This is a genomic window from Halobacillus hunanensis, assembly GCF_900166655.1.
In the GTDB taxonomy this organism is placed as follows: domain Bacteria; phylum Bacillota; class Bacilli; order Bacillales; family Halobacillaceae; genus Halobacillus_A; species Halobacillus_A hunanensis.
The window spans coordinates 119,558-143,875 of the sequence record NZ_FVZB01000005.1 but is presented as its reverse complement, the minus strand read 5'-3'; the positions used below and the strand labels follow the sequence as shown (position 1 = coordinate 143,875).

General features: G+C 41.7%; 28 protein-coding genes and 2 riboswitches. Of the genes, 9 read left to right on the top strand and 19 right to left on the bottom strand.

What is annotated here, in order from left to right; all coding sequences use genetic code 11:
- The first annotated feature begins 44 nt into the window (after positions 1-44).
- On the top strand, positions 45-386 hold the full coding sequence (locus B5354_RS01705) for a hypothetical protein (RefSeq protein WP_079525347.1): 342 nt from the start codon (positions 45-47) through the stop codon (positions 384-386).
- Positions 387-608: 222 nt separating this feature from the next.
- Here B5354_RS01705 and B5354_RS01700 read toward each other — a convergent pair whose 3' ends face one another.
- The 4 genes from B5354_RS01700 to B5354_RS01685 all read right to left on the bottom strand — a co-directional run bounded on the left by B5354_RS01700 (position 609) and on the right by B5354_RS01685 (position 4,260).
- Entirely contained in the window at positions 609-1,112 is a 504-nt protein-coding gene (locus B5354_RS01700; protein WP_079525345.1) for a DinB family protein, read from the bottom strand.
- Positions 1,113-1,198: 86 nt separating this feature from the next.
- On the bottom strand, positions 1,199-2,188 hold the full coding sequence (locus B5354_RS01695; RefSeq protein WP_079525343.1) for an NAD(P)/FAD-dependent oxidoreductase: 990 nt from the start codon (positions 2,186-2,188) through the stop codon (positions 1,199-1,201).
- Positions 2,189-2,203: 15 nt separating this feature from the next.
- Positions 2,204-3,226 carry a FecCD family ABC transporter permease gene (locus B5354_RS01690; RefSeq protein WP_079525341.1) on the bottom strand — a complete coding sequence of 341 codons (1,023 nt, stop codon included), beginning with the start codon at positions 3,224-3,226 and terminating at the stop codon, positions 2,204-2,206.
- A complete protein-coding gene (locus tag B5354_RS01685) occupies positions 3,226-4,260 on the bottom strand; it encodes a FecCD family ABC transporter permease (RefSeq protein ID WP_425432082.1) in 1,035 nt (344 codons plus the stop codon). The genes B5354_RS01690 and B5354_RS01685 overlap by 1 nt, the downstream gene beginning before the upstream one ends.
- Before the next feature lie 199 nt (positions 4,261-4,459).
- On the opposite strand from B5354_RS01685, the gene B5354_RS01680 reads away from it, so the two are divergent.
- Positions 4,460-5,416 carry an iron-hydroxamate ABC transporter substrate-binding protein gene (locus B5354_RS01680; protein ID WP_079525338.1) on the top strand — a complete coding sequence of 319 codons (957 nt, stop codon included), beginning with the start codon at positions 4,460-4,462 and terminating at the stop codon, positions 5,414-5,416.
- Between the two features lie 171 nt (positions 5,417-5,587).
- Here B5354_RS01680 and B5354_RS01675 read toward each other — a convergent pair whose 3' ends face one another.
- Entirely contained in the window at positions 5,588-5,860 is a 273-nt protein-coding gene (locus B5354_RS01675; protein ID WP_079525336.1) for a GNAT family N-acetyltransferase, read from the bottom strand.
- Between the two features lie 323 nt (positions 5,861-6,183).
- Here B5354_RS01675 and B5354_RS01670 point away from each other — a divergent pair, with 323 nt between their 5' ends.
- Positions 6,184-6,705 carry a PCYCGC motif-containing (lipo)protein gene (locus B5354_RS01670; protein ID WP_079525334.1) on the top strand — a complete coding sequence of 174 codons (522 nt, stop codon included), beginning with the start codon at positions 6,184-6,186 and terminating at the stop codon, positions 6,703-6,705.
- A 23-nt stretch (positions 6,706-6,728) separates the two neighbouring features.
- Here B5354_RS01670 and B5354_RS01665 read toward each other — a convergent pair whose 3' ends face one another.
- The 5 genes from B5354_RS01665 to B5354_RS01645 form a co-directional block, all read right to left on the bottom strand.
- The gene (locus B5354_RS01665) at positions 6,729-7,256 is read right to left on the bottom strand and encodes an RNA polymerase sigma factor (RefSeq protein WP_079525332.1); all 528 of its coding nucleotides are present in this window, start codon (positions 7,254-7,256) and stop codon (positions 6,729-6,731) included.
- A gap of 23 nt (positions 7,257-7,279) precedes the next feature.
- Positions 7,280-9,235 carry a DUF6449 domain-containing protein gene (locus tag B5354_RS01660; RefSeq protein WP_079525330.1) on the bottom strand — a complete coding sequence of 652 codons (1,956 nt, stop codon included), beginning with the start codon at positions 9,233-9,235 and terminating at the stop codon, positions 7,280-7,282.
- Positions 9,210-10,109 (bottom strand): ABC transporter ATP-binding protein, encoded by a 900-nt coding sequence (locus B5354_RS01655; protein WP_079525328.1) that lies wholly within the window; start codon positions 10,107-10,109, stop codon positions 9,210-9,212. Before B5354_RS01655 ends, B5354_RS01660 begins: the two co-directional genes overlap by 26 nt.
- Complete coding sequence (locus tag B5354_RS01650) at positions 10,102-10,479, bottom strand: GntR family transcriptional regulator (RefSeq protein WP_079525326.1); 378 nt, start codon at positions 10,477-10,479, stop codon at positions 10,102-10,104. Before B5354_RS01650 ends, B5354_RS01655 begins: the two co-directional genes overlap by 8 nt.
- Before the next feature lie 163 nt (positions 10,480-10,642).
- Positions 10,643-11,242 (bottom strand): flavin reductase family protein, encoded by a 600-nt coding sequence (locus B5354_RS01645; protein ID WP_079525324.1) that lies wholly within the window; start codon positions 11,240-11,242, stop codon positions 10,643-10,645.
- 177 nt (positions 11,243-11,419) lie between these two features.
- Here B5354_RS01645 and B5354_RS01640 point away from each other — a divergent pair, with 177 nt between their 5' ends.
- On the top strand, positions 11,420-12,826 hold the full coding sequence (locus tag B5354_RS01640) for an alanine/glycine:cation symporter family protein (protein ID WP_079525322.1): 1,407 nt from the start codon (positions 11,420-11,422) through the stop codon (positions 12,824-12,826).
- Between the two features lie 220 nt (positions 12,827-13,046).
- On the top strand, positions 13,047-13,628 hold the full coding sequence (locus B5354_RS01635; protein ID WP_079525320.1) for a CDP-alcohol phosphatidyltransferase family protein: 582 nt from the start codon (positions 13,047-13,049) through the stop codon (positions 13,626-13,628).
- 46 nt (positions 13,629-13,674) lie between these two features.
- Here the strand turns inward: B5354_RS01635 and B5354_RS20365 are convergent, their stop codons facing one another.
- From B5354_RS20365 to B5354_RS01610, 6 genes are all read right to left on the bottom strand, one after another.
- Positions 13,675-13,827 carry a hypothetical protein gene (locus B5354_RS20365; RefSeq protein ID WP_176142379.1) on the bottom strand — a complete coding sequence of 51 codons (153 nt, stop codon included), beginning with the start codon at positions 13,825-13,827 and terminating at the stop codon, positions 13,675-13,677.
- A 90-nt stretch (positions 13,828-13,917) separates the two neighbouring features.
- Positions 13,918-14,121 carry a sulfur carrier protein ThiS gene (thiS, locus tag B5354_RS01630; protein ID WP_079525319.1) on the bottom strand — a complete coding sequence of 68 codons (204 nt, stop codon included), beginning with the start codon at positions 14,119-14,121 and terminating at the stop codon, positions 13,918-13,920.
- Positions 14,118-14,702 carry a thiamine phosphate synthase gene (locus tag B5354_RS01625; protein WP_176142378.1) on the bottom strand — a complete coding sequence of 195 codons (585 nt, stop codon included), beginning with the start codon at positions 14,700-14,702 and terminating at the stop codon, positions 14,118-14,120. Before B5354_RS01625 ends, thiS begins: the two co-directional genes overlap by 4 nt.
- A 14-nt stretch (positions 14,703-14,716) precedes the next feature.
- On the bottom strand, positions 14,717-15,820 hold the full coding sequence (gene thiH, locus B5354_RS01620) for a 2-iminoacetate synthase ThiH (protein ID WP_079525315.1): 1,104 nt from the start codon (positions 15,818-15,820) through the stop codon (positions 14,717-14,719).
- Complete coding sequence (locus tag B5354_RS01615) at positions 15,817-16,605, bottom strand: thiazole synthase (protein ID WP_079525313.1); 789 nt, start codon at positions 16,603-16,605, stop codon at positions 15,817-15,819. Before B5354_RS01615 ends, thiH begins: the two co-directional genes overlap by 4 nt.
- Before the next feature lie 127 nt (positions 16,606-16,732).
- A riboswitch (TPP riboswitch) is annotated at positions 16,733-16,835 on the bottom strand.
- Positions 16,836-16,919: 84 nt separating this feature from the next.
- Positions 16,920-17,723: an SDR family NAD(P)-dependent oxidoreductase gene (locus tag B5354_RS01610; protein WP_245804686.1), complete on the bottom strand. Its 804-nt coding sequence runs from the start codon at positions 17,721-17,723 to the stop codon at positions 16,920-16,922.
- 125 nt (positions 17,724-17,848) lie between these two features.
- Here B5354_RS01610 and B5354_RS01605 point away from each other — a divergent pair, with 125 nt between their 5' ends.
- From B5354_RS01605 to B5354_RS01595, 3 genes are all read left to right on the top strand, one after another.
- Positions 17,849-18,259 (top strand): RDD family protein, encoded by a 411-nt coding sequence (locus tag B5354_RS01605; protein WP_079525309.1) that lies wholly within the window; start codon positions 17,849-17,851, stop codon positions 18,257-18,259.
- Between the two features lie 89 nt (positions 18,260-18,348).
- Positions 18,349-18,450, top strand: a riboswitch (purine riboswitch).
- Positions 18,451-18,539: 89 nt separating this feature from the next.
- Positions 18,540-20,279: an adenine deaminase gene (ade, locus tag B5354_RS01600; protein WP_079525307.1), complete on the top strand. Its 1,740-nt coding sequence runs from the start codon at positions 18,540-18,542 to the stop codon at positions 20,277-20,279.
- A 77-nt stretch (positions 20,280-20,356) separates the two neighbouring features.
- Positions 20,357-21,184 (top strand): 5'-methylthioadenosine/adenosylhomocysteine nucleosidase, encoded by an 828-nt coding sequence (locus B5354_RS01595; protein ID WP_079525305.1) that lies wholly within the window; start codon positions 20,357-20,359, stop codon positions 21,182-21,184.
- A gap of 53 nt (positions 21,185-21,237) precedes the next feature.
- Here B5354_RS01595 and B5354_RS01590 read toward each other — a convergent pair whose 3' ends face one another.
- Positions 21,238-21,813, bottom strand: a complete 576-nt coding sequence (locus B5354_RS01590; protein WP_079525303.1) for a cell wall hydrolase — start codon at positions 21,811-21,813, stop codon at positions 21,238-21,240.
- Positions 21,814-22,163: 350 nt separating this feature from the next.
- Between B5354_RS01590 and B5354_RS01585 the strand changes: the two genes are divergently transcribed.
- Positions 22,164-22,694, top strand: a complete 531-nt coding sequence (locus tag B5354_RS01585) for a YceI family protein (RefSeq protein WP_079525301.1) — start codon at positions 22,164-22,166, stop codon at positions 22,692-22,694.
- 99 nt (positions 22,695-22,793) lie between these two features.
- Here B5354_RS01585 and uvsE read toward each other — a convergent pair whose 3' ends face one another.
- On the bottom strand, positions 22,794-23,750 hold the full coding sequence (gene uvsE, locus B5354_RS01580) for a UV DNA damage repair endonuclease UvsE (protein WP_079525299.1): 957 nt from the start codon (positions 23,748-23,750) through the stop codon (positions 22,794-22,796).
- A 43-nt stretch (positions 23,751-23,793) separates the two neighbouring features.
- Positions 23,794-24,303 carry a GNAT family N-acetyltransferase gene (locus B5354_RS01575; RefSeq protein WP_079525297.1) on the bottom strand — a complete coding sequence of 170 codons (510 nt, stop codon included), beginning with the start codon at positions 24,301-24,303 and terminating at the stop codon, positions 23,794-23,796.
- Between the last annotated feature and the right edge of the window lie 15 nt (positions 24,304-24,318).

Genomic DNA, 24,318 nt, shown 5'->3' with positions numbered 1-24,318 from the left:
ATCATTTTCAGTGTTCAAGGATGTTCGGTTAAGTTCGGCACGTCGTGTGCCAACACCGAACGACCCCCACATCCTGTAGTGCCTATGAACAGTTTAAAGACCGTTCAAGCCAACATGATCTTACATATTTAAGAAAGGTTATATCGAGGGATCTAGAAGCTAGAGAAATAAGAGATGGTGAAGTAACAGATTACTCATACCAAGAGTCTATCGAAGGGTGGAAGCAGGCGTCCGACCATTTTGCTGACATGGATATGGAGTGGAAATATACGGATCACTCTATCACAAAATTGAAGGACGACGAATGGCTGGCCAGCTTCTATCTTTCTCCGGTTATCGAAGGAGAAGAAGCGGCCCCTCATCTATACTTCACATATTTAAGTTGATCAACAATCAATGGCAGCTTGTCCGCTCTTATATCGAAACAGGTGTAGCAAGTCCAACTTCTTCTTAAGTAAGAACGTTAATAGATTATGAACGATTGTATATCAGGCTTTCCAGAATGATGATTAACTGGCAAGTGCACACATAAAAAGGGACCACCGATTAGCCTGTGGTCCCCTTTTTATGTGTATTATATTTCTTTACCATACCATCACCTATAGAAGCTACTCTATCTCATATAAGTAAAATAGATAATCAGTCGACACACCTTCATAACCTATCTGGCGCAGCATGGAAGTAATATTTCCCCGATGATAGGTACCATGATTAACAACATGCTGGAGAAGGTCGGAATAGGTTGCGGTCAAACTTCCAAACTCAGGGTGGTCAACCCTGATCACCCTATCTCCTTGTTTATCATGGAGAAAATTCCTGTACTGTTGAGCAAGATGACCAAACCATTTCTCCATTTCAACGATGCTGTTCACCTGGGCTTCTTCTGTCCACTGCCCGATAGAGCTGCGTATTTCATCAAAGCTTTTTTCTGTGATGGTTCCAAGCCAAATGTTATCGACGAGGTACACATGGGCAAACACCTGAGATAACGAAGGAAATCCATTTTCTATTTCCTTGTCGAAAATATGCTCCGGGAGACCCTTTATATGCCTAAACGTTTTTTCATAAGCCCAGATATGAAACTCGTACTGCTTTGACAATAATGGATTCATTACTTCATTCCTCTCTTACTACTAAAGATTGTATAGCTTTACACTACCTTAAGTACCTTTAATAGAACAGAAGATTAGGAGAAATATTACTCGTTGTTGCCATGTTTATATATCACCGTACTATATACTTGCGATTTAGCCTTTGGATCAATAAATGATTTGGCACTGTTTACGGCCGTCATGGCCTCATTAAAACCGGAAGCAATCAACATCGTTTTACTCGGATAAACAGCTGCATCCCCTGCAACAAATACACCTTCCATTGAAGTTGCCATATCAGTGCCTACAGGAAGTCGTCCCTTGTCTGTGACTAACCCCCATTGGTCATACAAACTTTTATCAATTTGAAGCCCTTCATAAACGAGTAAATGGTTCGTCTGAATTTGCTTCCCGTTGTCGAGAATAACTCCTTCCAGTTCCGATTCTGTACCTTCCAGCTTTTCTACTTTCGCTTCCATATGAACATGGACGCCTGATTGCTTCAGCTTTTCCAAATCATTTTCATAAACAGCTTTAAATTCTGCCCCGCGATTGATGAGATGAACTTCAGCAGCCACGTTCTCAAGAGCTAGAGCCCAATCTAAACCAACCCGATTCTCCGAAATGACAGCAGCTTTTTGACCTGTGTACTGCATAAGGTTCTGGATCGTATAGTGGATATGATTACCTTCATAAAAGTGACTTCCTTCCACATCTAGAGGACGCATGTCATACGTTCCTAATCCTGATGCCACAATCACGGTTCTTGTGTAATGCTGTTCACCAGTAGAAGCCGTCAACACGATTGTCCCATCCTCCTGCTTCTCAAAGTCTGTAATTTTCTCCCCCGTTACGATGGTCGGCTGAACGCTTAACGCTTGTTCCTTCACATTGACAACCAAATCTTCTCCCAGCACCCCAGGAAAGCCGCCTACATCATAGAGCTTTTTCTCCGGGTAGAAAAAGGAGACTTTGCCGCCAAGTTCCGGCTGATATTCAATGACTTTCGTTTTCAAATCACGCATGCCGCTATAGAAAGCCGTATAAAGCCCTGTCGTTCCTCCGCCAATTATTGTTACATCATAAAGTTCACTCATACGTCCAGTCTCCTTTTATTTCGTTTTCATAAGCAGATAGAGAAAATAAGGTGTGCTAACAATGGTGACTACAATACCAACCGGGATTTCAGCAGGAGCAATAATATTCTTCCCAATCGTGTCAGCCGCAAGTAATATGAGAGCTCCTAGTAACGCTGTGACTGGGAGCAGCTGTTGATGCTTAGGACCAACTATCCTCCGGGCAATATGTGGGGCAATCAAGCCAAGAAATGCAATTCCTCCTGCTGCCGCTACACATAAACCCGCGATGGCTACCGCCAGCAAAAGAAGCAGCCGACGTTCTCGTTCAACTCGCGCACCCAGCCCCACAGCCATTTGATCTCCTAAATTTAATATATTGATAACAGGCGATTTATACATACTGTATATGATCAAACCTATAATCCAAGGAAATAGAGCGATGACGAAGCTCCAGTTTGAAGCCCAAATGTCTCCTGACAGCCAGACTAAAGCCTGCGTGAAATCTTGCGGATTCATTTTTATTTGAAAAATAATTAAAGCAGCGCTAAATCCCGCGTTAACCCCAATCCCAACTAGAATCAACCTTACAGGGTTAACTCCTTTTTTCCATGCTAAAAGATACACGAGCACAGCCGCTGCAAACGCTCCGATCAATGCAAATAAAGGGAGAATATAAACACCAAGTCCACTAATATTGGCCAGTGAGCTTTGAAAAAAGAATATGTACACGACAACAGCCAATCCCGCTCCCGTGTTAATTCCTAATATCCCCGGGTCTGCCAATTCGTTTTGGGTGACTCCTTGCAGGATGGCACCGGAAATTCCAAACCCAGCTCCAACTAACAAAGCAATAGTAATAGTTGGAAGCCTGAAATCAAATAACACCAGTTCCTGCCTTTCATTCCCGAATCCAAACAATGTCCGCATGACATCCATCGGGGCAATTTGGACAACTCCAGTATTTAAGCTGACTAGCAGCATGACCACAATTAGTACAAGTAAACTGCCCATCGTCCACCAAAAGCGGCTTCTGTTTTGTAAGGAAAGCTGTTCCATCATAACCCGCTCCTTTCTCCGCGGGCCAGATAAAGAAAGAAAGGCACACCAATACAAGCCGTAATGGCTCCCACCGGTGTTTCATACGGAGCATTTATCAGTCGAGCGCCCATATCAGCAAGCACGAGCAGCAAACCGCCAAGCACAGCTGATACCGGTATAATTAAACGATAATCAGTTCCAACGAGAAAACGAGTTATATGAGGAATCACCAGTCCGAGGAACCCAACAGTTCCTGCTACTGACACAGCTGCACCCGTCAAGACAAGCACGACGATCACCCCAAGTGCCTTAACGACAAGCGTGTTCTGTCCCAATCCTTTTGAGACCTCTTCCCCTAAACTTAGAATGGTCACAGCTCTCGATATGATTACCGCCAATAGTAATCCAACAGCCCCAGCTGCCAACAATAGCTGCACGGATGTCCAGCTGGTACTGGATAGATCCCCTGCATACCAGAAACTCATTTGTTTTGCGACTTGGAAATGTAGTGAAATAGCTGTGGAAAGCGAGCTAAGCATACCGCCTACTGCTACACCAGCAAGAGCCAGCTTAACTGGAGTAAGTCCCCCTTTTGAAAAGGAACCGACGGCGAACACGAGAATCACCCCTGCTCCAGCTCCAATAAAGGAGGCAAGCGTCATGCCCAGATTGCTGACAGCCGGGAAAAAGACAAGCGCTATGATCAAAGCAAAAGCAGCCCCGTGAGTCACGCCCATAATTGAAGGAGAGGCAAGCGGGTTTCTAGTGAGCCCCTGCATCACGGCCCCCGAAACCGCTAGAAACCCTCCGGTAAGGGCAGCAGCAATCGCCCTCGGCAGTCTTAACTCTCTAATGACCTGATGGTTTGTCAGCTCTGGATTAAAAGCAAAGACAGCTTGCCACACCGTTGCTAGCTTGATATCTGTTACACCCAGTGCCACTGAAACCCCCAGTGATAAAATCAGGGCGAAAAAACCACCCACGAAAATTATTCCCGCTCGGAAAAAGCGGCTCGTTAGCCCTTCTATGTGAGCCTTATCTATTTCTCCCACTTCATTCAACCCTCTCTAGTTCCAACAGCCATTAAATCATTTATTTTATCTATAATGAGAATCATTATCACTTAAACTAGTATATAATTCTCTTTCTCATAATTCAAGGTTTTATCCCCATACTAAAATAAGATTTGACTGATCAAATGAAAATGATTATCATTATCGTATATGACCATCATTACTTAGGAGGAACCTCATGTTTAATAAAAAAATAAGTCTATTGTTTAGCTTGTTATTTGTTTTAACTTTCATCACAGCCTGCGGAAGCGGCAGTGAGGAAGGTTCATCTGATTCAACTAAGAAGGAGGAAAATGCCAGTAAAGAACGTACCCTTGAACATGCATCCGGTAAAGTCACTATCCCGGCTGAGCCAGAAAGAATTATCGCTCCCTACTTAGAAGATTCCTTACTAGCTCTTGGAGTGACTCCCGCTGCTCAATGGTCCATCGGTAACGACGTTCTAGACTATTTGCAGCCACAGCTTGAAGGAGTTCCTAAGATTGCCTGGGATATGCCGCTCGAACAAGTACTTAAACATAACCCGGATCTGCTAATTTTCAGTTCCCCATCCTCATTACAAAACGGCAGTTACGAAGATTACAGCAAAATTGCCCCAACTTATGTATACAAAGAGAAGGTGAGTTCAAACTGGAGAAAGCAGTTGAAACAAATGGGTGACATTTTAGGAAAACAAGATAAAGCTGAACAAGTACTTGCTGATTTTGACAAGAAAGTGGAAGAGGCTAAAGCAAGCCTGCAGAAAGCAATCGGAGATGAATCAGTCGCCTTCGTATGGACGATAGGAGACCAGTTTTTTGTATTTGAAAATAACCGCTATATTGCCGAGGTAGTCTATAACGAAATGGGAGTTACCCAACCCAAATTTGTTAAAAACCTCCCTGAGGCAGGCGAACAATGGAAGCCTATATCACTAGAAAAGTTAGGCCAGCTTAAAGCAGATCATGTATTTTTAATTGGCTCTGAAGGAGAAGCAGGATTAGAAACTCTGAAGAACAGTTCCGTCTGGCAGAGTATTCCTGCTGCTAAAAACGATCAAGTTTATATCATGAATAAACCTAGTCACTGGACGATTGATGGCGTAATCGCTCATAGTATGTCGATTGATAAAATCGTCAAAACTCTGACTAAATAAGGATTAAGCGCTGATGGACACGACTGCGGAAGCTAGTTTAAAAACGAGATAAAGAAAGTTCGGTTAAGTTCAAAATGCATGGAAACACCGAACTATCCCGCGTCCTGCGGGCCTAAAGAAACCTCCCTGCATGCTGAAGAGCTCGGGGAGGTTTCTTATTTTGAAAAAGGACTAATTTAAAACATCCTGATAAGCCTTATTTTGCTCCATCACACTCTTTGCAAAAGAACATAATGGGATAATCTTTTTATTCTCCTCACGGGCAAATTCGACAACCCTTTCCACGAGCTTTTCGCCAATCCCTTCCTCACGATGCGCTTCCGAAACAAAGGTATGATCTAGAATAAGCCGGTCACTCCCCGAGGGAACAACAGAAATTTCTGCAATACGGTTGCCTTCTTCCCTCATCACAAATTGATCGCCCTCTTTTAGGATGTTTCGCATACATTCACCTCTTCCTTATGATTTGTCTAGTTGTTATACCCTTATATTTGCATGATTGAACATCTGTCCGTAATACAAATCCTCCTGCCTTTTTGATTATTCCCCAAATATACATATTGAATTTATAGTGGGCATCCGACTTTCCAGGCCCACATAAGGTGATCGTTTTTTTCTATCAGCCTGATTCATTTTGTATGATAAATGGGCAGCTAAGGTTAGAAATTCCTCCATGTCTAATTTTCGAACTTTTGATTACCTGCTTGCTCTCCAGCTTGATAGCGTCTAAGATAGAAGCGAGTGTTACCTGAAAGGAGAATGCATGAATGAAAAAAAAGCTTTTGATCGCAGGCGCTTTTTTGTTAGGCAGTTTACTAACGGGTTGTTCAAGCAATCATACAGAAGAATCACAGCATACCTCATCCCCCTCGCAACCTGAAACTCAGTCCCAACAACATTCCAGCCACATGGTAATGGGGGATAAACGAGTTGAAACACCGAGTTACGAAGTGATGCCGGAGTTTTTAAAAAGCAAACCTGAAAATATGCAGCTTATCTATACATCAGCTTCTCAGCATAAAGAATTATTAGAACAAATGCCATGTTATTGCGGCTGTGGTGAATCTGTCGGCCATAAAAATAACTACGACTGTTTTATACATGAAAACAAAGAAAACGGGGCCATTGTTTGGGACGAACATGGAACAAAGTGTGGAGTATGTCTTGAAATTGCCGCTCAGGCTATGATTGACTACCAAAACGGCAAATCAGTGGAGGAAATCCGAGAGGACATCGATGCTCAATACAAACAAGGTTATGCCGAACCCACGCCGACTCCTGAAATTTAAAAACCCGCCAAAAGCGGGTTTTTTTATGCCGTTTGATCTTGTCCGATCAGACCTTCCATATGTTTTTTCATGTAATTTCTTGCTCGGTGGAGCCTTGATTTCACAGCCGAAAGTGATAACTGTAGTTGTTCAGCAATGTCAGCCTCCTTATAATAAAAGTAATATTTCATCTTAAAGATCTCCTTCAATTTCGGAGACAAGGTATTAGTTTTTTGCCATACCTCTTCTTCTATTGCACGCTCCTCACAAGATTCTTCTACGGTCGAACGAAGCAAAGCAGCTTCACCTGCTGGGGGTGACACTTCTTCGACCTCTGTTACAACGTACTTTCTCTCTTTTCGCAAAAGATCAATAGCCGTTCGGGTAGCAGTAGTAGACAACCATGCCCCGATTTTCTCCCCATCTTTAAGCTGGTTAAGATTTCGATAGGCTTTTATAAACGTTTCCTGAAGAACGTCCTCTGCAGAGCGTTTTTCCTTTGTCACTCGGTAAGCTGCATAATAGACTCTGTTATAATAGTGCAGATAGATTCCATCAAAATCTTCTTCCATCTTTATGTTTCCTTTCTTCACAATTATTTAAAATGATTCGTAATCCAATCTGGTGCTTCACCTGCTTCTAGATTAGCGATCGTAGAAATTTCATCCTCGCTTTGGTAAAAACCAATCAGGTAACCGTCACCTACATCATTTGCGGCAGAAATCACATCAGCAATCTTTTCTTTGTCCGATGTTTCTAAACCATTTTCCCTTAGTAAGATATCAAACGGACTTTCCCCTTTTCTCGCTTCTGAACTCACCCTGAGGACTTCTATTTTATGCACGTCCTTCGCTTGCAGGTACGCTTGATCATATAAACCTTCATCCTTAAGCCATTGGTTAAAGTTCGTAAAACTTGTGGAGAGTTGAACGTTATAATTCTCGTAGCCTATCCCGATATCCAGACCTGTAGCAAACCTGTTAGGCTTTCGATAGGATTGGCTTAGGATATCTTTCTTGATTAGCTGTAAGGCACGGGTTACTTCTTCATTGTCAGTAATTCTTACTGGCCCCTCTTCCGACATGGGGGGATGCAGCGTTAACTGATCTACTTTTGAAGGAGCTAATTGAAATACATCATAAGTCATCCGTTTATATTCTTCACTGCTATAGACCTTTTCCATGTAGGGAATTCTTCGTTGTTGGTTCACCTGATATTCACGAAAAACCTTATCACCATTATTTAATTCATAGGCTAAGAAGATTGTACGTTTTCCCTCTTCCATCGGTTTTGCTGCATCAATTAACTCATCATGCACTCTTCTTACTGCCTCAACGTTGTCTGACCCGTGAATTAGAGGAGCACTTAATTCACGTTTCGTTTGGTAATCGGAATAACTACTGCCCATGTACACATTTTTAATCTCATCTTTAGCTGGTACAGCCGACTCATACCCTCTGGCAATAATCGGCAGGGCTAATATGAGAATGACAACTACTGCAGCATAGCTGCCTAATCCTTTCAACTTACGAATATGAAAAACACGCCATGTTTTTTGTAGAAGCATATCAGATAGGATAAAACCAAAGATTGCTCCAATAGCATAGCCGATAAACAACCAAGAGTAGCTTAATTGAGATTCGCTAAAATACATACCTCCAAGCAGCATAAAACAAAAGGTAGCTCCATATTTAAAAGCGGGCCGAAGAGTGAGCACAGCGATTGCCTGGTTACCGTTCTCGATATTACGTTTTTGATAGATTAATAAGGAAGCCGCGTATAACAAAATAGTTAAACCTAAATAAACTACTATACTTGTGGAATCGACAGGTGGACTGACCTCCATACCGATCGGAGTTCTAGGTTGATACATTAAAAAATCTAGAAGAGGCAAATATTTTTCAATAGCCTGTGCCATCGCCTTATCAACAGAAAAGCCTTTCACGAAAAGTTCCAGATTATAGGAAATTAATCCGTACATACCAGCTGGGAATAACAATAGAACATACGTTAATACACCCTGTACAGCTGATAATCCGGTTAGAGATCCAACAAAAATACTTGTTATAAATAGAAAGAGTGAGAATACCGCAAAAACAGAAGCCCAGTAGCCTAAATCGCTGAGAGTATAGTAGTTTCCTACATCCCATATAAAATAAGAGACAAAGAGAATGGCGCCTGTAATTAAAATCGGAAGAATTAAAAGAAGCGCTCCTGAGATAATATGATAGTTAAATAATGAACTTCTCTTAATTGGCAAACTATGAATGAAGTCAGCTGATCCCCTGACATGAACGTAACGAAATAGAAAAATGGCCATTAGTACAGGCAGAACAAATAGTAAAATCATTTGAATTCCATACAGGAAAACTGGATCAAATAATCCATTTTCATAATACATTTCTCTACTGTGTTCATTGTTCATGTCCATCACCAGTTGAAGAGGCAAGGTGAATAGTAATCCGATTAAGTAGACGATTCCAATCCAGCCGACATTTCTAAAATCTTGTTTGATGACCTCTTTTTTAAACGGTGATGTTTTCAATGGCATATCCTGCACCTCCCAATTCATAAATAAAGATTTCTTCTAGAGTTAGAGGCAGGCGATCGTACAGAACAGGAGAATACTTTTCAATCGTATGGCTTATTTCCTCCTCATTTCCCTTAACAATTAGAAGATAGACACTCCCCCGTTTCTCATGATATAAAATATCCAGCCTGCGCTTAAGCGGAGCTATATCGAAGTCTTTAAAGGCAACCTGAACTTTATGGATGTCTGTTTTTAAATCGTCTAAGTCCCTCTGAAGTAACACTTCCCCTTCGTGCAAAATGCCTATGTAGTCACAAATATCTTCTACTTCCCGCAGATTATGAGAAGAAATAAGGACCGTCATGGCACGCTCTGCTACATCTTGAATGATTAGACTCTTAATTTTCCTTCTCATCACGGCATCAAGGCCATCGAACGGTTCGTCCAAAATTAAAATGTCGGGCATTGCTGACATTGACAACCAAAACACAACTTGTCTCTGCATGCCTTTCGAAAACTGATGTACTTTCTTATTCTCATCCAAATTAAAGATCTTCTTGAGCTGTTCGTAGCGTTCCTCACTCCAATTTGGATACATTTCCTTATAATACTTGGCAAGCTGTTTTACATTGTATTGTGGAAAGAAATAAAGAGAATCCGGTATAAAGACGAGTCTGCTTTTTACACGTAAATTCTCGAATACGTCTTCACCAAACATGTGTATCGTACCTGAGTTCTGCTTTAGAATTCCGCTTATTAAACGCATGAGAGTCGTTTTACCGGCACCATTTGAACCAAGAAGCCCATAAATCGACCCTTGTTTCACATGAAAGCTTACATCGCTCACAACCAAATCTTTTGCAAAAGATTTAGTGATGTTCTTCACCTCAATCATGATCAGGTCCCCCCTTTACTTCATCAACTAATGCCTTTATGTCTTGTACCGTCATACCGAGATATATCGCTTCTGCATACAGCTTCTTTAGTTCTGCCCGCACTTCTCCTATTTTTTGCTTGTCCTTAAATGGGGAAGCGGGATTAACGAAACTCCCTTTCCCTTTAACAGAATAGGTGTATCCTTGTGTTTCGAGTTCTCGATAAGCTTTTTGTATAGTATTGGGATTAATGGTCAGCTGTTGAGCCAGTTCACGAACAGACGGGAGCTTTTCATCTTCCTGTAAAATGTCATTAATAATAAGATGTTTAAGTTTTTCTACAAGTTGTTCATAAATGGGTTTACGGCTCCTTATATCTAACTCGAACATAAATACACCTCCTCAAACCTCACTGTACTAACTGTATTAATAACCATAGTACAGTGATAGTATATATAACAAAATGAAGTTTGAGAAGTATTTTTTTTAAGAAATTCGATTTGAGAGAAAAAATCCGTAAAAAAACACCTGATCTACTAAAAGATGCAGGTGATTATGAATTATCCTTATCTGTTGTTGGCAAGTTATAGAACTCTTTGATATATGTGTAATCACCAGCCATCCTGCCGACAGGTGCAAGTTTGAAGGGATCCACTTTGTCTCTTTCCATATAAACATCTTCTTGGATATGATAGCACACCACTTTTCCAAGAATGAGATGATTCGTTCCAATTTCAATGATCTGGTCAAGTTCACATTCTATATTAACTGGTGCTTCACTTACCCGAGGTGGTTGAACCCTCTTGCTCTCAGCTGCCTTTAGACCTGTTTTCTTGAATTCATCTTCTTGGTAATCGTAGGCTTTACTGCTTTCATACATCTGATTGGCGAGCGATTCGGATACGATATTGACGACAAACTGTCCTGTTTCTCTGATGTTCACCAATGTATCCTTTGTCCGGCCTTCTGCTCCCACGGAAAAGCAAAGGGTTATAGGGTTCATGGAAGCGACGGTAAAAAAACTGAACGGCGCCAAATTTTGATCCCCTTTGCTGGAAATACTGGATACCCAGGCAATCGGCCGTGGAACAACAGCCCCCTTTATAAGCTTACTCATATTATGTTCATGAAACTGATCCTGCTGAATAATCATATACGTCCTCCCTCTCCCATATCATACCACACCCAAATCCTTCCACCTCAGGTCATCCATAAAATGGATGACCTGAGGTGGAAGGATTACCCAAACAGAAAATTGTCACAATTCTGTTTTATGGAATTAAAAATAGGGAATATACGGGCATAACATCTTTAGAGAGGGGCTCTTTTCTTGGTTGAAATTTGGAGTTTATTTGAAGCAGCAATAGCAGACGTATCAGCATTTTTATGGACTTATCTTCTATCCATTATTCTCATTTTCGGGGGGATTTTTCTTACTATTCGCTTAAAGTTTTTCCAATTCCGTTTCTTTGGTCACGTACTTCAGCAAACCGTTGGGCAAATTTTTAAGAAGAACAAACATCCCGGAACAATCTCTCCCTTTCAAGCCTTTACATCAGCCTTAGCCTCAACAGCAGGTGCCACAAATATCGTCGGGGTCCCTGTAGCGATTGCTTTAGGAGGACCGGGAGCTCTATTCTGGATGTGGTTTGTGGCATTGATTGGGATGGCCACAAAGTATGCGGAAGTTATGCTCGGGATCAAGTACCGTGAAAAGAATAAGGATAATGTCTGGGTCGGCGGACCGCAATATTACATAAAGAAGGCTCTCGGCTGGAAATGGGTGTCTTCAGCTTTTGCTTTTTTCCTAATGATCGAATTGATCCCCAGCGTTATGGTGCAGTCCAATTCCATTGCGACACAGACAGAAGGTGCTTTTGGCTGGCCCGTGTATATAACTGGATTTGCTATGTGTGCCTTGATCGCACTTGTTGTGTTTGGAGGAATTAAACGGATTGCCAAGGTAACGGATAAGATTGTCCCAGCTATGGTAATCATTTATCTAGGAGTAGCTCTATTCGTAATTTTCGTAAATATTGATCAAATCCCGCACGTGTTCGGTTTAATATTTTCTAACGCATTCACACCTATATCAGCTGTCGGAGGCTTTGCAGGAGCGGGAATTGCAGAAGCACTGCGTTGGGGAGTCGCGCGTGGACTTTACTCTAATGAGGCTGGAATCGGTACTGCCCCAATTGCCCATTCAGCTGCACAAACGGACCATCCTTCTAAACAGGGATTGTGGGGAATCTTTAGTGTATTTGTCGATACAATTGTAATCTGTACAGTTTCTGGACTTGTGGTTTTAGTAACAGGCGCCTGGAAGGAGATTAGCGCAGAGAATGCATCTAATATGATTAATGTTGCTTTTGCAACTGAATTAGGTGATGTATTTGGCGGCGCTTTCGTGTCCATCTTTCTATTATTCTTCATTATAACTACAGTAGGCGTGCTGGTCTTCTATGGTGAGAAACAGGCCGAGTACTTGTATGGTTTAAAAGCAGCAAAAGTGATGAGAGTCGTTTATATTGTTTCAGCGTTTATCGGTGCAATAGGAGGACTTCAATTAATATGGCAATTCCTCGATATTATGCTTGCTTTTGTCGTATTGGCCAACATTATACCGCTCATTTTCCTCCATAAAGAAATCGTAGCAATTAGTGATGACTATGTAAACAGAGTACTCAAGAAAAAAACAACAGAAAGAAAGGTTAAACTTTTCGTAGAAGAAGACTAACAGCCAAAAAAGGAAGCTGCTTCCTCCGTAAAGGGAAGTAGCCTCTTTTATGTTTGCAAATTTCAAATTACAAATTCATCCACCTCAGGTCATCCAAATAATGGATAATCTGAATAGCTGGTACTCCGAATAATGGATGATAAGAGTGGTGCCTTGATATAGCCGAGGGTTGTATTTATACTGTAATAACGTTACATGGGGGTTTGAGGGGGAGCTTATTATGTTAGATACACATGCGCGAAAAATGGTTCAGCCTTCCATCGATCACACGGCCACCTGGTTGCTGAAGAAAGGGCTGTCAGCCAATCAAATTACGATCCTAGCCTTTATACTGGGAATTTCTACGAGCATTTTGTACATAATGGGTCAGCCTGTCATCGCATTGGGCTTATTGTGGCTTTCTGGATTTCTAGATGCTGTAGACGGTACTATGGCTAGACATACAAAGACCTCCTCATTCGGTACAGTGATGGATATTACTTTTGACCGTGTTGTGGAAGTTTCTATTATTGTTGCTCTTGCGTATATTCATCCAGAGGTGATGTGGCCGCTCCTCCTATTAAGCGTCTCCATTGTTATCTCAATGACCATTTTCTTAGTGGTTGGAGCAGTTTCAGAAAAAGCCGGAGTCAAATCTTTTTATTATCAAGCTGGGCTTGCTGAACGGTCGGAAGGGTTCATCCTATTCAGCATGATGCTATTATTCCCTGGCATTCTATATTGGACGACGTTTGCCTTCTTTGCTGTTGAACTATTCACTGGTGTTCAGCGATTTATGGAAGCCAGGAAGATTTTACATTAAAAACAGACCCCTACCTAATCTCCAGGGGTCTGTTTTTAACATTGTTTTACTCATCTGTTTGATGGCTGATATATTCGTTTGGCTCTTCTCCGTTTTTATCATTATGGTTCTTAAATTGGCTCAAGCGGCCATTTCGATGCTCTCCGTGATTCTTGTTTTCTTTAAATTGGTTGTCCACTTTCTTATCTTTATTCTTCATGGCTTTGACTCCTTTCTGCTGGCACGATTTGTATTAGCTTTTGATTTTTGGCTCTTCTTTATGCAGCAAGCCCCTAATTTGTGAGACACCTTATCCTCCACCAACAAAATGAACCAGTTCAATTTGATCGTCGTTTTTCAAGTGGACGATCGGATAGTAATCACGTTGAATGATCGTTTGATTATATTCAACAATAACCATACGCCCATCTAATTTGTAAAAGTCAAGAAGGTCAGTCACCGTTACAACACTTTCTGGGCATGCAAAAGATTCACCGTTAACACGTATAGTCATTGGACACGTCCTTTCTTATATTCTTCAAGTTTTTCTTGCACATTATCCGCTTCAAGCAATCCTGAAATAACGGCCGCTCCTGCAGCTCCTGCCCTTTTTATCTCTGACATATGCCTCGGTTTGATTCCACCTACGGCGATGACGGGCACCTTCACAGCACTTGTAAGTTCATGTAACGCTTGTAACCCCTGTGGCTTTTTGCCCTTTTTTGATAACGTCGGAAAAATGTGACCGAACATCACATAATCTGCTCCCTCACATTCCGCTTGCTCAGCCTCACCAATTGAGTGTACAGACTTTCCAATTCGCAAGTCAGGGAAGTTCTGCCGGACATCCCATACCCGCAAACCTTGTCCGGAGAGCTGGACGCCACCTATCCCTAGGCAGCAGGCCAAATCCACCCGGTCATTCGCCACAATTCTTCCAGCTGCAAACCCTAGTTTCTGCAAATCGTTTATTCCTTCCGCCACAACATCTGCAGGCTTTTGCTTTTCCCTAAAATGAACGAATACATCTTCACTTTGAAGGGGTGCGATGCTGTCGACAAACTTCTTTACTGGCCAAATGCCATTCGAGATCACATGAAGTTCCATCTCTACACGATTTGCCAGTCTTTCATAACGGGTTGATATCCTTTGGTATGAAGCAGTTGACGAATCTCCTCCACAGAACGTTCATCAGAAATCTCAAACTGGCTTTGAGTATCCTCAGCTTGAGCATAACCGCCAACTTCAGTCGAAGAGGAAGCTGACATTTTTGTCACCCCTAGCGGAATCAGTGCATTGCGTAATTGAGGTGTTTCACGTGTTGAGAGTACAATTCCTGCCCTTGGTAGAAATAATCTGAACGCGAGCATAGCTTGGACCATATTTTGGTCTGTCACATGAACTTCCGGTTGAAAACTTCCTGCATTCGGCTGAACCCTCGGGAATGACATGCCAATTTCTGTTTCTAAATATTTATTTTGAAGATAATGCCCATGTAATCCGGCGATATAACTTTCTTTACGCCAATCATCAAGACCAAGCAGAGCCCCAATCGTGACAGACCTCATTCCGGCCTGACACCCTCTCTCAGGCGTGTCCAAACGATACTTGTAAAATCGCTTTGGCCCTTTCGTATGCAAGTCACGATATATCGTTTCATCGTATGTTTCTTGAAAAACCGTCAGCGCATCAATTCCGCTCGCTGCCAATTTTTCATAATCCTCTTGATCCATCGGCTGAACCTCAAGTCCCACTGAAGAAAAATACTTCTTAAGCACCTTCATAATTTTCGTTAGGTAATCAACAGACGAATGAATACGGGATTCTCCTGACAGGATGATTATTTGTTCGATGCCCATCTCTGCAATCGCCTTGGCTTCCTCCTCTACTTCTTCCATCGTTAACCGTCTTCTAGGAAAAACGTTATCGACACTGAAACTGCAGTATTTGCATGTATTAACACAGTAATCAGACACATACAGCGGCAAAAACAACTGCATCGTATAGCCGAAGTGCTGCAATGTGGCTTGATGTGCCTTCTGAGCCATTTCTTCTAAATAACCTTCTGCAGCAGGAGACAGTAAAGTGAAATAGTCCAACTTCGTAAGCCTGTCTTTTTGCAAAACTCTTTCAACATCAGTCGTAGTCACTTCGTCAAACTCTGTTTGAATCGGATGATCTTTCAGCTTTTCATATACGCTATAAAAACTCATGATTGATCACCTCCTGTAGGTGTTAAAAATCCGGTCAGCGGCGAGGAGGCATTCGCTTGAATCGATGATTGACCAAGCCCTGTCGTATAAGCTAACCTGCCAGCTCTAACCGCCATATCAAAAGCCTTTGCCATAGCCACAGGGGCTGCCGCCGTTGCAATCGCTGTATTTACAAGCACAGCATCCGCCCCCATTTCCATCGCCTCTGCGGCTTCAGATGGCTTTCCAATCCCTGCATCCACTACAATGGGCACTTTGATTTCATCAATCATTATCCGAATCATTTCTTTCATACGGATCCCTCTATTTGTACCGATTGGGGATCCCAGGGGCATGATGGCTGCTGCCCCGGCCTCTTCCATGTGCTTTGCTGCCATTAAATCAGGACTCATATAAGGCAGCACAACAAACCCTTCATCCACCAGGATTTCCGTTGCTTTAATCGTCTCCTCGTTATCGGGAAGGAGATATTTTTGATCAGAAATGACCTCAATTTTGACCCAATTGCCCATTCCGCTAGCCTTTCCAAGCCGGGCAATCCGTACTGCTTCTTCAGCCGTCCTTGCTCCTGAAGTATTCGGCATTAAGGTCGCTTCATCAGGGATATCGCTGACGATATGTTTGCCAGAACCGCTTAAATCCACCCTTCGTATCGCGACTGTCACCACTTGTGAATGAGACCGCTCAATCGCTTCCCGCATCTCGCTGTGGTTCGCAAACTTCCCTGTTCCTGTAAATAAACGACTTTCGATTTCTTCCCCTGCGATAATTAACGGATCCTTCATGACATCTCCTCCTCGTTAATTTTTCCAAAGTCATGCGCAAGCTCCCCTATGGAAAGCTAGACAATAAAAAAAGCTCACCCCGCGCCAGGGTGAGCTTCGAATTACTTTATGCAATACACGATACATGCAGTTTCCTCGAAAGCTTCCCTACGCTGGTTCTAACCAAAATCAGGTTCAAAGGGTCGGAATTATTCCTCTCAGCCACATGCCTGGCACCCCTAGCTTTTCCTATTCAATTTGTTGAAAATTATTTGAACTTGTATTTAAAGGATAGCAAAACTATTCCAGTTTGGGAACAGCCCACCTGGATTTTTTTACCTCATCACACTGCCACCGGAAATTTTCATAGACTCACCGACAATGTTACCGGCTGCCTCGGACAACAAAAACAAAATCGTATTTGCCACTTCTTCAGCCGTAGATATCCTCCCGGAAGGAATCCCGTTTTCCGCCACCTTTAACTGCTCCTCATAACTCCGATTGTTCCGCTCGCCTTTGGAGGCAATTGAGCCCCTGCCCATATCGGTATCGACATACCCAGGACAAACAGCATTCACCCGAATGTTGTGTTCTATTGCTTCCACAGCAAATGATTGAGTAAATCCTGTTATTGCAAACTTCGAGGCACTATAGGATGTGTTTGCATGCGTACCACGAAGTCCTGATAAAGAGGATAAATTGACAATGGCCCCTGCCTTCTGAGGCTTCATTTTTTCATAGACAAGTTGTGTGAAAAGTACAGTAGAAAAGTAATTTAACTCCATCACCTGGCGAAGGTCTTGTTCTATTAAAGTGTCGAGAGTACCACCGCCGACAACGCCCGCAGAATTAACGAGTCCTGTAATCGGCCCGTTCTCCTTCACCGCCTGTTCAACTAGGTGATACCGATTTTTCTCATCATTAAGTTCAGCGGTCTGTACATATACATGTACAGACTCGTTTAACTGTTCACATTCATCCTTAAGCTCGTTTAAATTCTTCTCTCTCCTGCCAGTGATCGTTACATGGGCACCAGCTTGAACAGCAGCTTTGGCTGTGGCACACCCTATTCCTCCTGTAGCACCAGTAATCAGTATATGTCCTTCCTTAAGAGCTTCACATGAAAAAATATTACTCACAAATTCCGCCTCCTTTTCAGCTATGTCTTTCAGTACCTTTTTATACGAGTTATGAAACTGTCTATATTGCATTACAATCACGCGAAACCGTACAATAGTCTTATGTTACTAGAAAGGAAGATTTTATGGATCGATCAGTAGGATTTTGGAAGCGGCTTGGTGCTAATGTACTTGACTCCCTCCTTGTAATAACACCGATTGCTATATTAGGAATGATTCTGTTTGGCTGGGATTTCGACAGTTCATACACCGACCTTATTATTCTTCCCTATTCATTAATAGTACCCGTGCTTTGGAAAGGATATGTGGTAGGGAAAAGAATTATGGGCATTCGAATCGTGAAAGTAGACGGAAGAAATGTTGGGCTCTGGACGATGTTCATGCGTTTAATCGTGGCTGGCCTCGTTTATGTGTTAACACTTGGAATCGGACTCATTGTCAGCGCCTTTATGGTTGGACTAAGAGAAGATAATCGCTCCATCCATGACTTCATCGCAGGCACCTATGTTACGGAAGCAAAACCTGGAGAACTCTAACCTTTACAAAGGAATACACCTAATTTTTCAACTTTTAGTAAAGCATTGACGTCTTTATACAAGCCTTATAAAATGTGAATATATCATTAAAAAATTTATACTAATTCACTCGTATAATATTGGAGATAGGGTCCATAAGTTTCTACCAAACTACCGTAAATGGTTTGACTACGAGGGAGACTGGAGTTTTATGCAATCATTTGGTATAGTCTCCAGTCTCCTTCTCTATGTCAAACCCTGGGGATTCCTGGGGTTTTTTATTTTTAAGGAGAAGATATCCATGAATGCAAACAAAGAAAAATTAACAAAAAGAATTGCAGTTGCCAATAAACAAATTCCTGCCGACATTGTCATTAAAAACGGGCGGATCATCGATGTATTCAACTTGGAAATTATTACAGGCGACCTTGCCATCTCTGATGGAATGTTTGTTGGGGTAGGGGACTATCGAGGAAAACAAGTTATCGATGCCAAAGGCCTGTATATTTGCCCTTCATTTATTGATGGGCATGTACATATCGAATCTTCCATGGTAACGCCTTCTGAATTTGCGAAAGTCGTTCTTCCTCATGGTGTCACCACCGTTGTGACAGATCCCCATGAAATAGGGAACGTTTTGGGCAAAGATGGAGTTCAGTTTATGCTGGATGATTCTGATCATATCCCGCTCGATGTATTCTTTATGCTCCCCTCATGTGTACCGGCTACCTCAGTCGAAAATTCCGGTGCCGAGTTAACCGCTGCGGACTTGGAACCTTTTTACAACCATAACAGAGTTCTCGGTTTAGCTGAGGTAATGGATTATCCTGCCTTGCAAAACGCCGACGATTCGATCATTGATAAAATCATATCGGCCTCTTCCAATAGCAAGCAAATCGATGGTCACTTGGCTGGATTAGATACAAATACCATAAATGTATATAAATCAGCAGGAATTCAAACAGATCATGAATGCCATACTGCTTCGGAAGCATTAGAACGCCTCAGGCGCGGAATGTACCTATTGATTCGAGAAGGATCCGCTGCTAAGGATTTATCTACACTAATCCCTGTCGTAAATAACAGTAATTTAAGACGCTGCTTGTTTTGTACGGATGATAAACATTTGGATGATTTAGTGGAGGAAGGCAGTATTGACCATAATGTCCGTTTAGCTATTCAACACGGTATTGAACCCCTATCTGCTATTCAAATGGCCTCTTTAAACGCTGCTGAATGTTACAAGTTACAAGATAAAGGAGCGATTGCACCTGGTTATGATGCAGACTTTTTACTCTTGGACGAGTTGGAATCTATTACAATCGAGCAAGTCTATAAATCAGGACAGCTAGTCGCCCATAACGGTGACTATGCGGGCGATTTCCCAGCAAAAGTTAAGACAAATCAGCCCTTCAAACATAGTGTGCACATTCCTGATTTAAGTCAAAAGGATCTGCAAATTCCGATCGGTCAATCAGGAAAAGGGAATATTATCGAGGTGATCCCTAACCAATTAACGACCAATAAATTAATAGAAAACGTAGATGTTAAAGACGGTTATTTTACCCCTTCCATTGATAAGGACCAACTTAAAATAGTAGTGGTAGAAAGACACAATCATACAGGGAACATCGGGTTAGGGGCAGTAAAAGGATTCGGATTTAAAGCAGGAGCGATCGCAACTACAATCGCCCATGACTCCCATAACATTGTCGCAGCAGGTACAAACGATACAGACATCCTCAAGGCGATTGAGGTGGTGCATGATATGGATGGCGGCTTGGCTATTAGTAAGAACGAGAAAACGATTGCTTCCCTTTCGCTTCCAATAGCTGGATTAATGTGCGACAGAAACTATCAAACTGTAAATCAGGAACTCATCAAATTAAAACAAGCCCTGTCCACTTTAGAATTTGCTGGTGAATATGATCCGTTCTTAACTCTTTCGTTCCTTACCCTGCCTGTGATTCCATCACTAAAATTAACGGATTTAGGACTTTTCGATGTAGAAACTTTTCAACACATTCAAGTAGGGGTTTAAACAAAACAGCTACCTACAGCTCAGTAAGTTATACAACTTTTATATAAACTAAAAATCATCTTTGGAGGAGACCTATCATGAACTTTTTGAAGAAAAGCGTTTATCCTATCTTATTTATGTTATTAAGCATCCTGCTCATTGGCTGCTCGCAACAGGAACAACAGGCAACAGCAGAAACAAATGATTCAGAAGAGCAAACAGATGAAACAATCGTCGGTATTATCGGCCCAATGAAAGAAGAAATTGAAATCTTACATTCCGATATGGAAGTAAACCAAACGAAAGAAATTGCAGGCATGACCTTTTACGAAGGAACATTAAAGGGACAACATATTGTTCTCGTACAATCAGGCATCGGTAAAGTGAATGCCGCCATGGCTTCCCAATTATTAGTCAGTCACTTTAATGCAGACAAACTCATTAATTCCGGAATTTCTGGAGCCATTCATCCAGATGTTAGCCTCGGGGACATCGTGATCTCTACCGAAACGGTGCAGCATGACATGGACGAAACCGCAAAAGGTTATGAACCAGGAATTATACCGCGTTTAGACAAAGGATACTTTAAAGCAGATAAGGACCTCATTGCCCTTGCAGAACAAGCAGCGAAAAAGCTGCCAGAGAAGGTCGACGTTTTTAAGGGACTGATCGCCACAGGAGATCAATTTATCGCCAGTGCTGAGAAAAAAGAATGGATTTATGAAACGTTTAACGCCTATGTAGTCGAAATGGAAGGAGCAGCAGTTGGACAAGTAGCGTACCTAAATGATGTCCCCTATATTGTCATTCGCTCTGCTTCAGATGATGCAGGGGAAGAAGCCGTTATGAAATGGGAAGATTTCAAACAACAAGCTATCAACAACTCCTCTTTCATTATCGAAAATATGCTAAAAAATATGGAATAGCCAAAAGGCACACTCCCTGTATTGAGAGTGTGCCTTTCTTAATACTAAATGAGCTATCTTAGGAAAACATGGTTGCCAATCACTGTCGTTACTTCCTGATTACTCAGGAATTCACTAGTCGCCTTATCAGGATTATAGAAAAATAGAGACTCGTGGTCATACCCTTGATAATCTAGTGCCTCTTCCACCGCACGCTTAGACTCTTCACCTGCCGGCTGATTAATTGTTCCATTTAAAACAGGAGAGAATTGATATCCATCGTAAATAACCCCATAAATAGAGTCAGGGTATTTATCACTTGTTACCCTGTTAAGAACGACCGTTGCTACGGCTACCTTACCGGCATAGCTTTCTCCTTTAGCCTCCGCTTCTACTAACCTGGCAAGCAGATCTTTCCCAGATACATCAGGGCGAACAGGAAGTTCCAGCTGCTCACCAGGATAAATTTCATTTCTATTGATGTTATTCATGGCTTTAAGCTGATCTACCGAAATTCCATATTGATTTGCAATTATATATAAAGACTCACCTTTTTGAACGGTATGAGCATGGTTTTGAGCAAAAACTTGACTTGTAAACGTCAATGAACAGGCGATTGCAATCGCTGCAACCATCATTCTTTTTAACATGATTTACCTCCTTGATGTTTAATCTTTTACAAGTTAACACAGGTCTGGAGAGAATATCACTATTAATTATTTCCATTGTTTCCATCTCAGCCTAATATAGCTGCTTCTTTTCATACAACTCACGTTCAGGATGGTTTAAAAATAACTGACAACAGGTAATATATTGGTATCGGTACTTGTTGTTTAAGGAAGCTCAAAAATTTTTACTCGAATTCGAGATATTCCTCTTGACGATTATCGATATGTATTGTAAAGTTACTTACATAAGGTAAGTGATTAGGGGATAATCTCCACACTAAAGAGAAAGATATTAAAAACATTGGTTTATCCAATAAATAGGAGGAATAAGAGTGTCAACATTAACACTAGATAAGGTACACAGCAGTTTAGATTTTTCAATCAAGCATATGGTAGTTTCTAAAGCTAAAGGTGAGTTCCAAGATTTCGACGTTGATTTCAGCGGTGATCTTTCTGACCTTGAATCAGCAAGCTTTAAAGTAACAATTCCTGTTACTTCTATTGATACAGGTAATGAAGACCGAGACGGACACCTTAAATCAGGTGATTTCTTTGAAGCTGAGAAATATCCAAATATGATTTTTCAAAGTAAATCCATCAAAAAGGTATCTGACGATGAGTATGAAGTAACTGGTGATTTTACAATTAAAGGTGAAACAAATGAAGAAACCTTTACTGTAGAATACAACGGAACTTCTAAGAGCCCGCTTGATGGAAGTACAGTTGCTGGTTTTGCGGTTGCAGGAAAAGTAAACCGTGAAGCTTATGGCATGACTTATAATGCAGCTGTTGAAACTGGCGGTATGCTTCTTGGTAAAGATGTTAAATTCGAAGGCGACTTTGAGTTTATTGTAGAAGGTTAATAAATACAACCCCCTGGATTATCCTAAGAGATAATCCAGGGGTCAATTTTTTTATATAAGTCCTACATCAACCTAAAGAGCAATAAAGTTGAAAGCTCCTCACATTTCCAGCGTAGCTCCATCTAACCGCTTCACTCCTCTGATCTTTGCCACATCCTCAACAAGCTGTAAAACCGCTCTATCCTTTTCCTTTGCCTCAATCATGAAATCTACATCCACTTGTTGTGACTTCAGTTCTTTGAGCAACGGCTTAATAAACTCAAGATCAACAAAGTCTGCATGACTTCGATAAGCCTTTTCTGATTTTGGTGAGGAAACGTGCAGTTTTGGAGGAAAGGGATTCTTTGACCATGTCTGATAGAAACGTGGCAAAAAATCTCCCAGCTTTTCTTCCTTCTCATAGTTAGCCATATAGTGATGGTAATCAAACATCATCGGAATGTTTTCTTCTTCGCAAATTGCTAGCGTTTCGCTGGTTGTATAGGTTTTATCGTCATTCTCAAGCGTCATTTGCTTTTTAATCCGTGGAGGCAGCTGCTTTAGGTTTTCATGAAACCGTTCGACAGCTGAGGGTTTATCTCCATAAGCTCCCCCTACGTGAAGATTGATGTGGGATTCTTTCTCAAGCCCCATCGCTTCAAGCAAAGCATAGTGATACTCCATATCCTTTATTGCATTGGCAGTTACGTGCTCTTTATCACTTGTGAAAAGGGTAAATTGATTGGGATGAAAGCTTGTCCGCATTTGATACTTTTTTACAAGCTCCCCGATTTCCTTGTACTCTTCCTGAAAAGAGCTCAGATAATCCCATTGAGCTTCTTCATGAGTAGCGAGGGGGACGAGTGAAGATGAGAATCGATATAGATGGATCTGATGCGCAATATTATAGTGCAACGCGCGTTTCGTATGTTCTAAATTGGCTTTCGTAATGTTCCTAAGCTGTTTGGCTCTCTCCTCTTTCCCGAGTTGTTTGTAGCGAGAAAAAGTCATGGTTTTAGATGGACTTGCATCATATAATGCAGTGGCCATCGACACATATCCAAATCGAATGATCATAATGAACTCCTTTCTGTACTATTTATACCCCTAGAGCTCTTTTTTAAAAAGGAGTCCAATGCACGACCCGACTTCTCCTTTCTAACAGAAGGACATCACGCCATTTCCCATTTAGACTACCTATTTTCTCACGCACGCCCAACTCCTTAAACCCATACCTCTTATGTAATGCAATACTGCTGTGGTTTTCCACTAAAATGCCGGCCGTTAATGTCCAATATCCTTGTTGCTCTGAAGCGTGAATTAATTTTTCCAGCAACAGTCCTCCGATACCCTTACCAGTTTGAGAAGGATGAACATACACACTGACCTCAGCTACACCCTCGTATACTTTGCGTGTAGAGGCCGGGGCTATCCTGCTCCATCCTAAGATGCTCTCTTTTTGTCCTGTATATGCAACAAAGGTACACGCAGGATCTCCAGAAGAAATCCACTTCTCATAACTTGGAACAACTGGCTCAAGTGTAGCATTACCTGTTTCAATACCTAATTGATAGATTTCTCTTACTTCAGGCCAATCGCTTTGGTTGAACCTTCTAATGTGTACCATCATAGCTCTTTCACCTCT

Excerpts from the sequence above, each read along its gene's own strand:
- B5354_RS01700 (WP_079525345.1), bottom strand. The coding sequence starts at position 1,112 with ATGAATCCATTATTGTCAAAGCAGTACGAGTTTCATATCTGGGCTTAT.
- B5354_RS01695 (WP_079525343.1), bottom strand. The coding sequence starts at position 2,188 with ATGAGTGAACTTTATGATGTAACAATAATTGGCGGAGGAACGACAGGG.
- B5354_RS01690 (WP_079525341.1), bottom strand. The coding sequence starts at position 3,226 with ATGGAACAGCTTTCCTTACAAAACAGAAGCCGCTTTTGGTGGACGATG.
- B5354_RS01680 (WP_079525338.1), top strand. The coding sequence starts at position 4,460 with ATGTTTAATAAAAAAATAAGTCTATTGTTTAGCTTGTTATTTGTTTTA.
- B5354_RS01675 (WP_079525336.1), bottom strand. The coding sequence starts at position 5,860 with ATGCGAAACATCCTAAAAGAGGGCGATCAATTTGTGATGAGGGAAGAA.
- B5354_RS01670 (WP_079525334.1), top strand. The coding sequence starts at position 6,184 with ATGAAAAAAAAGCTTTTGATCGCAGGCGCTTTTTTGTTAGGCAGTTTA.
- B5354_RS01665 (WP_079525332.1), bottom strand. The coding sequence starts at position 7,256 with ATGGAAGAAGATTTTGATGGAATCTATCTGCACTATTATAACAGAGTC.
- B5354_RS01660 (WP_079525330.1), bottom strand. The coding sequence starts at position 9,235 with ATGCCATTGAAAACATCACCGTTTAAAAAAGAGGTCATCAAACAAGAT.
- B5354_RS01655 (WP_079525328.1), bottom strand. The coding sequence starts at position 10,109 with ATGATTGAGGTGAAGAACATCACTAAATCTTTTGCAAAAGATTTGGTT.
- B5354_RS01650 (WP_079525326.1), bottom strand. The coding sequence starts at position 10,479 with ATGTTCGAGTTAGATATAAGGAGCCGTAAACCCATTTATGAACAACTT.
- B5354_RS01645 (WP_079525324.1), bottom strand. The coding sequence starts at position 11,242 with ATGATTATTCAGCAGGATCAGTTTCATGAACATAATATGAGTAAGCTT.
- B5354_RS01635 (WP_079525320.1), top strand. The coding sequence starts at position 13,047 with ATGTTAGATACACATGCGCGAAAAATGGTTCAGCCTTCCATCGATCAC.
- B5354_RS20365 (WP_176142379.1), bottom strand. The coding sequence starts at position 13,827 with ATGAAGAATAAAGATAAGAAAGTGGACAACCAATTTAAAGAAAACAAG.
- thiS (WP_079525319.1), bottom strand. The coding sequence starts at position 14,121 with ATGACTATACGTGTTAACGGTGAATCTTTTGCATGCCCAGAAAGTGTT.
- thiH (WP_079525315.1), bottom strand. The coding sequence starts at position 15,820 with ATGAGTTTTTATAGCGTATATGAAAAGCTGAAAGATCATCCGATTCAA.
- B5354_RS01615 (WP_079525313.1), bottom strand. The coding sequence starts at position 16,605 with ATGAAGGATCCGTTAATTATCGCAGGGGAAGAAATCGAAAGTCGTTTA.
- B5354_RS01605 (WP_079525309.1), top strand. The coding sequence starts at position 17,849 with ATGGATCGATCAGTAGGATTTTGGAAGCGGCTTGGTGCTAATGTACTT.
- ade (WP_079525307.1), top strand. The coding sequence starts at position 18,540 with ATGAATGCAAACAAAGAAAAATTAACAAAAAGAATTGCAGTTGCCAAT.
- B5354_RS01595 (WP_079525305.1), top strand. The coding sequence starts at position 20,357 with ATGAACTTTTTGAAGAAAAGCGTTTATCCTATCTTATTTATGTTATTA.
- B5354_RS01590 (WP_079525303.1), bottom strand. The coding sequence starts at position 21,813 with ATGTTAAAAAGAATGATGGTTGCAGCGATTGCAATCGCCTGTTCATTG.
- uvsE (WP_079525299.1), bottom strand. The coding sequence starts at position 23,750 with ATGATCATTCGATTTGGATATGTGTCGATGGCCACTGCATTATATGAT.
- B5354_RS01575 (WP_079525297.1), bottom strand. The coding sequence starts at position 24,303 with ATGATGGTACACATTAGAAGGTTCAACCAAAGCGATTGGCCTGAAGTA.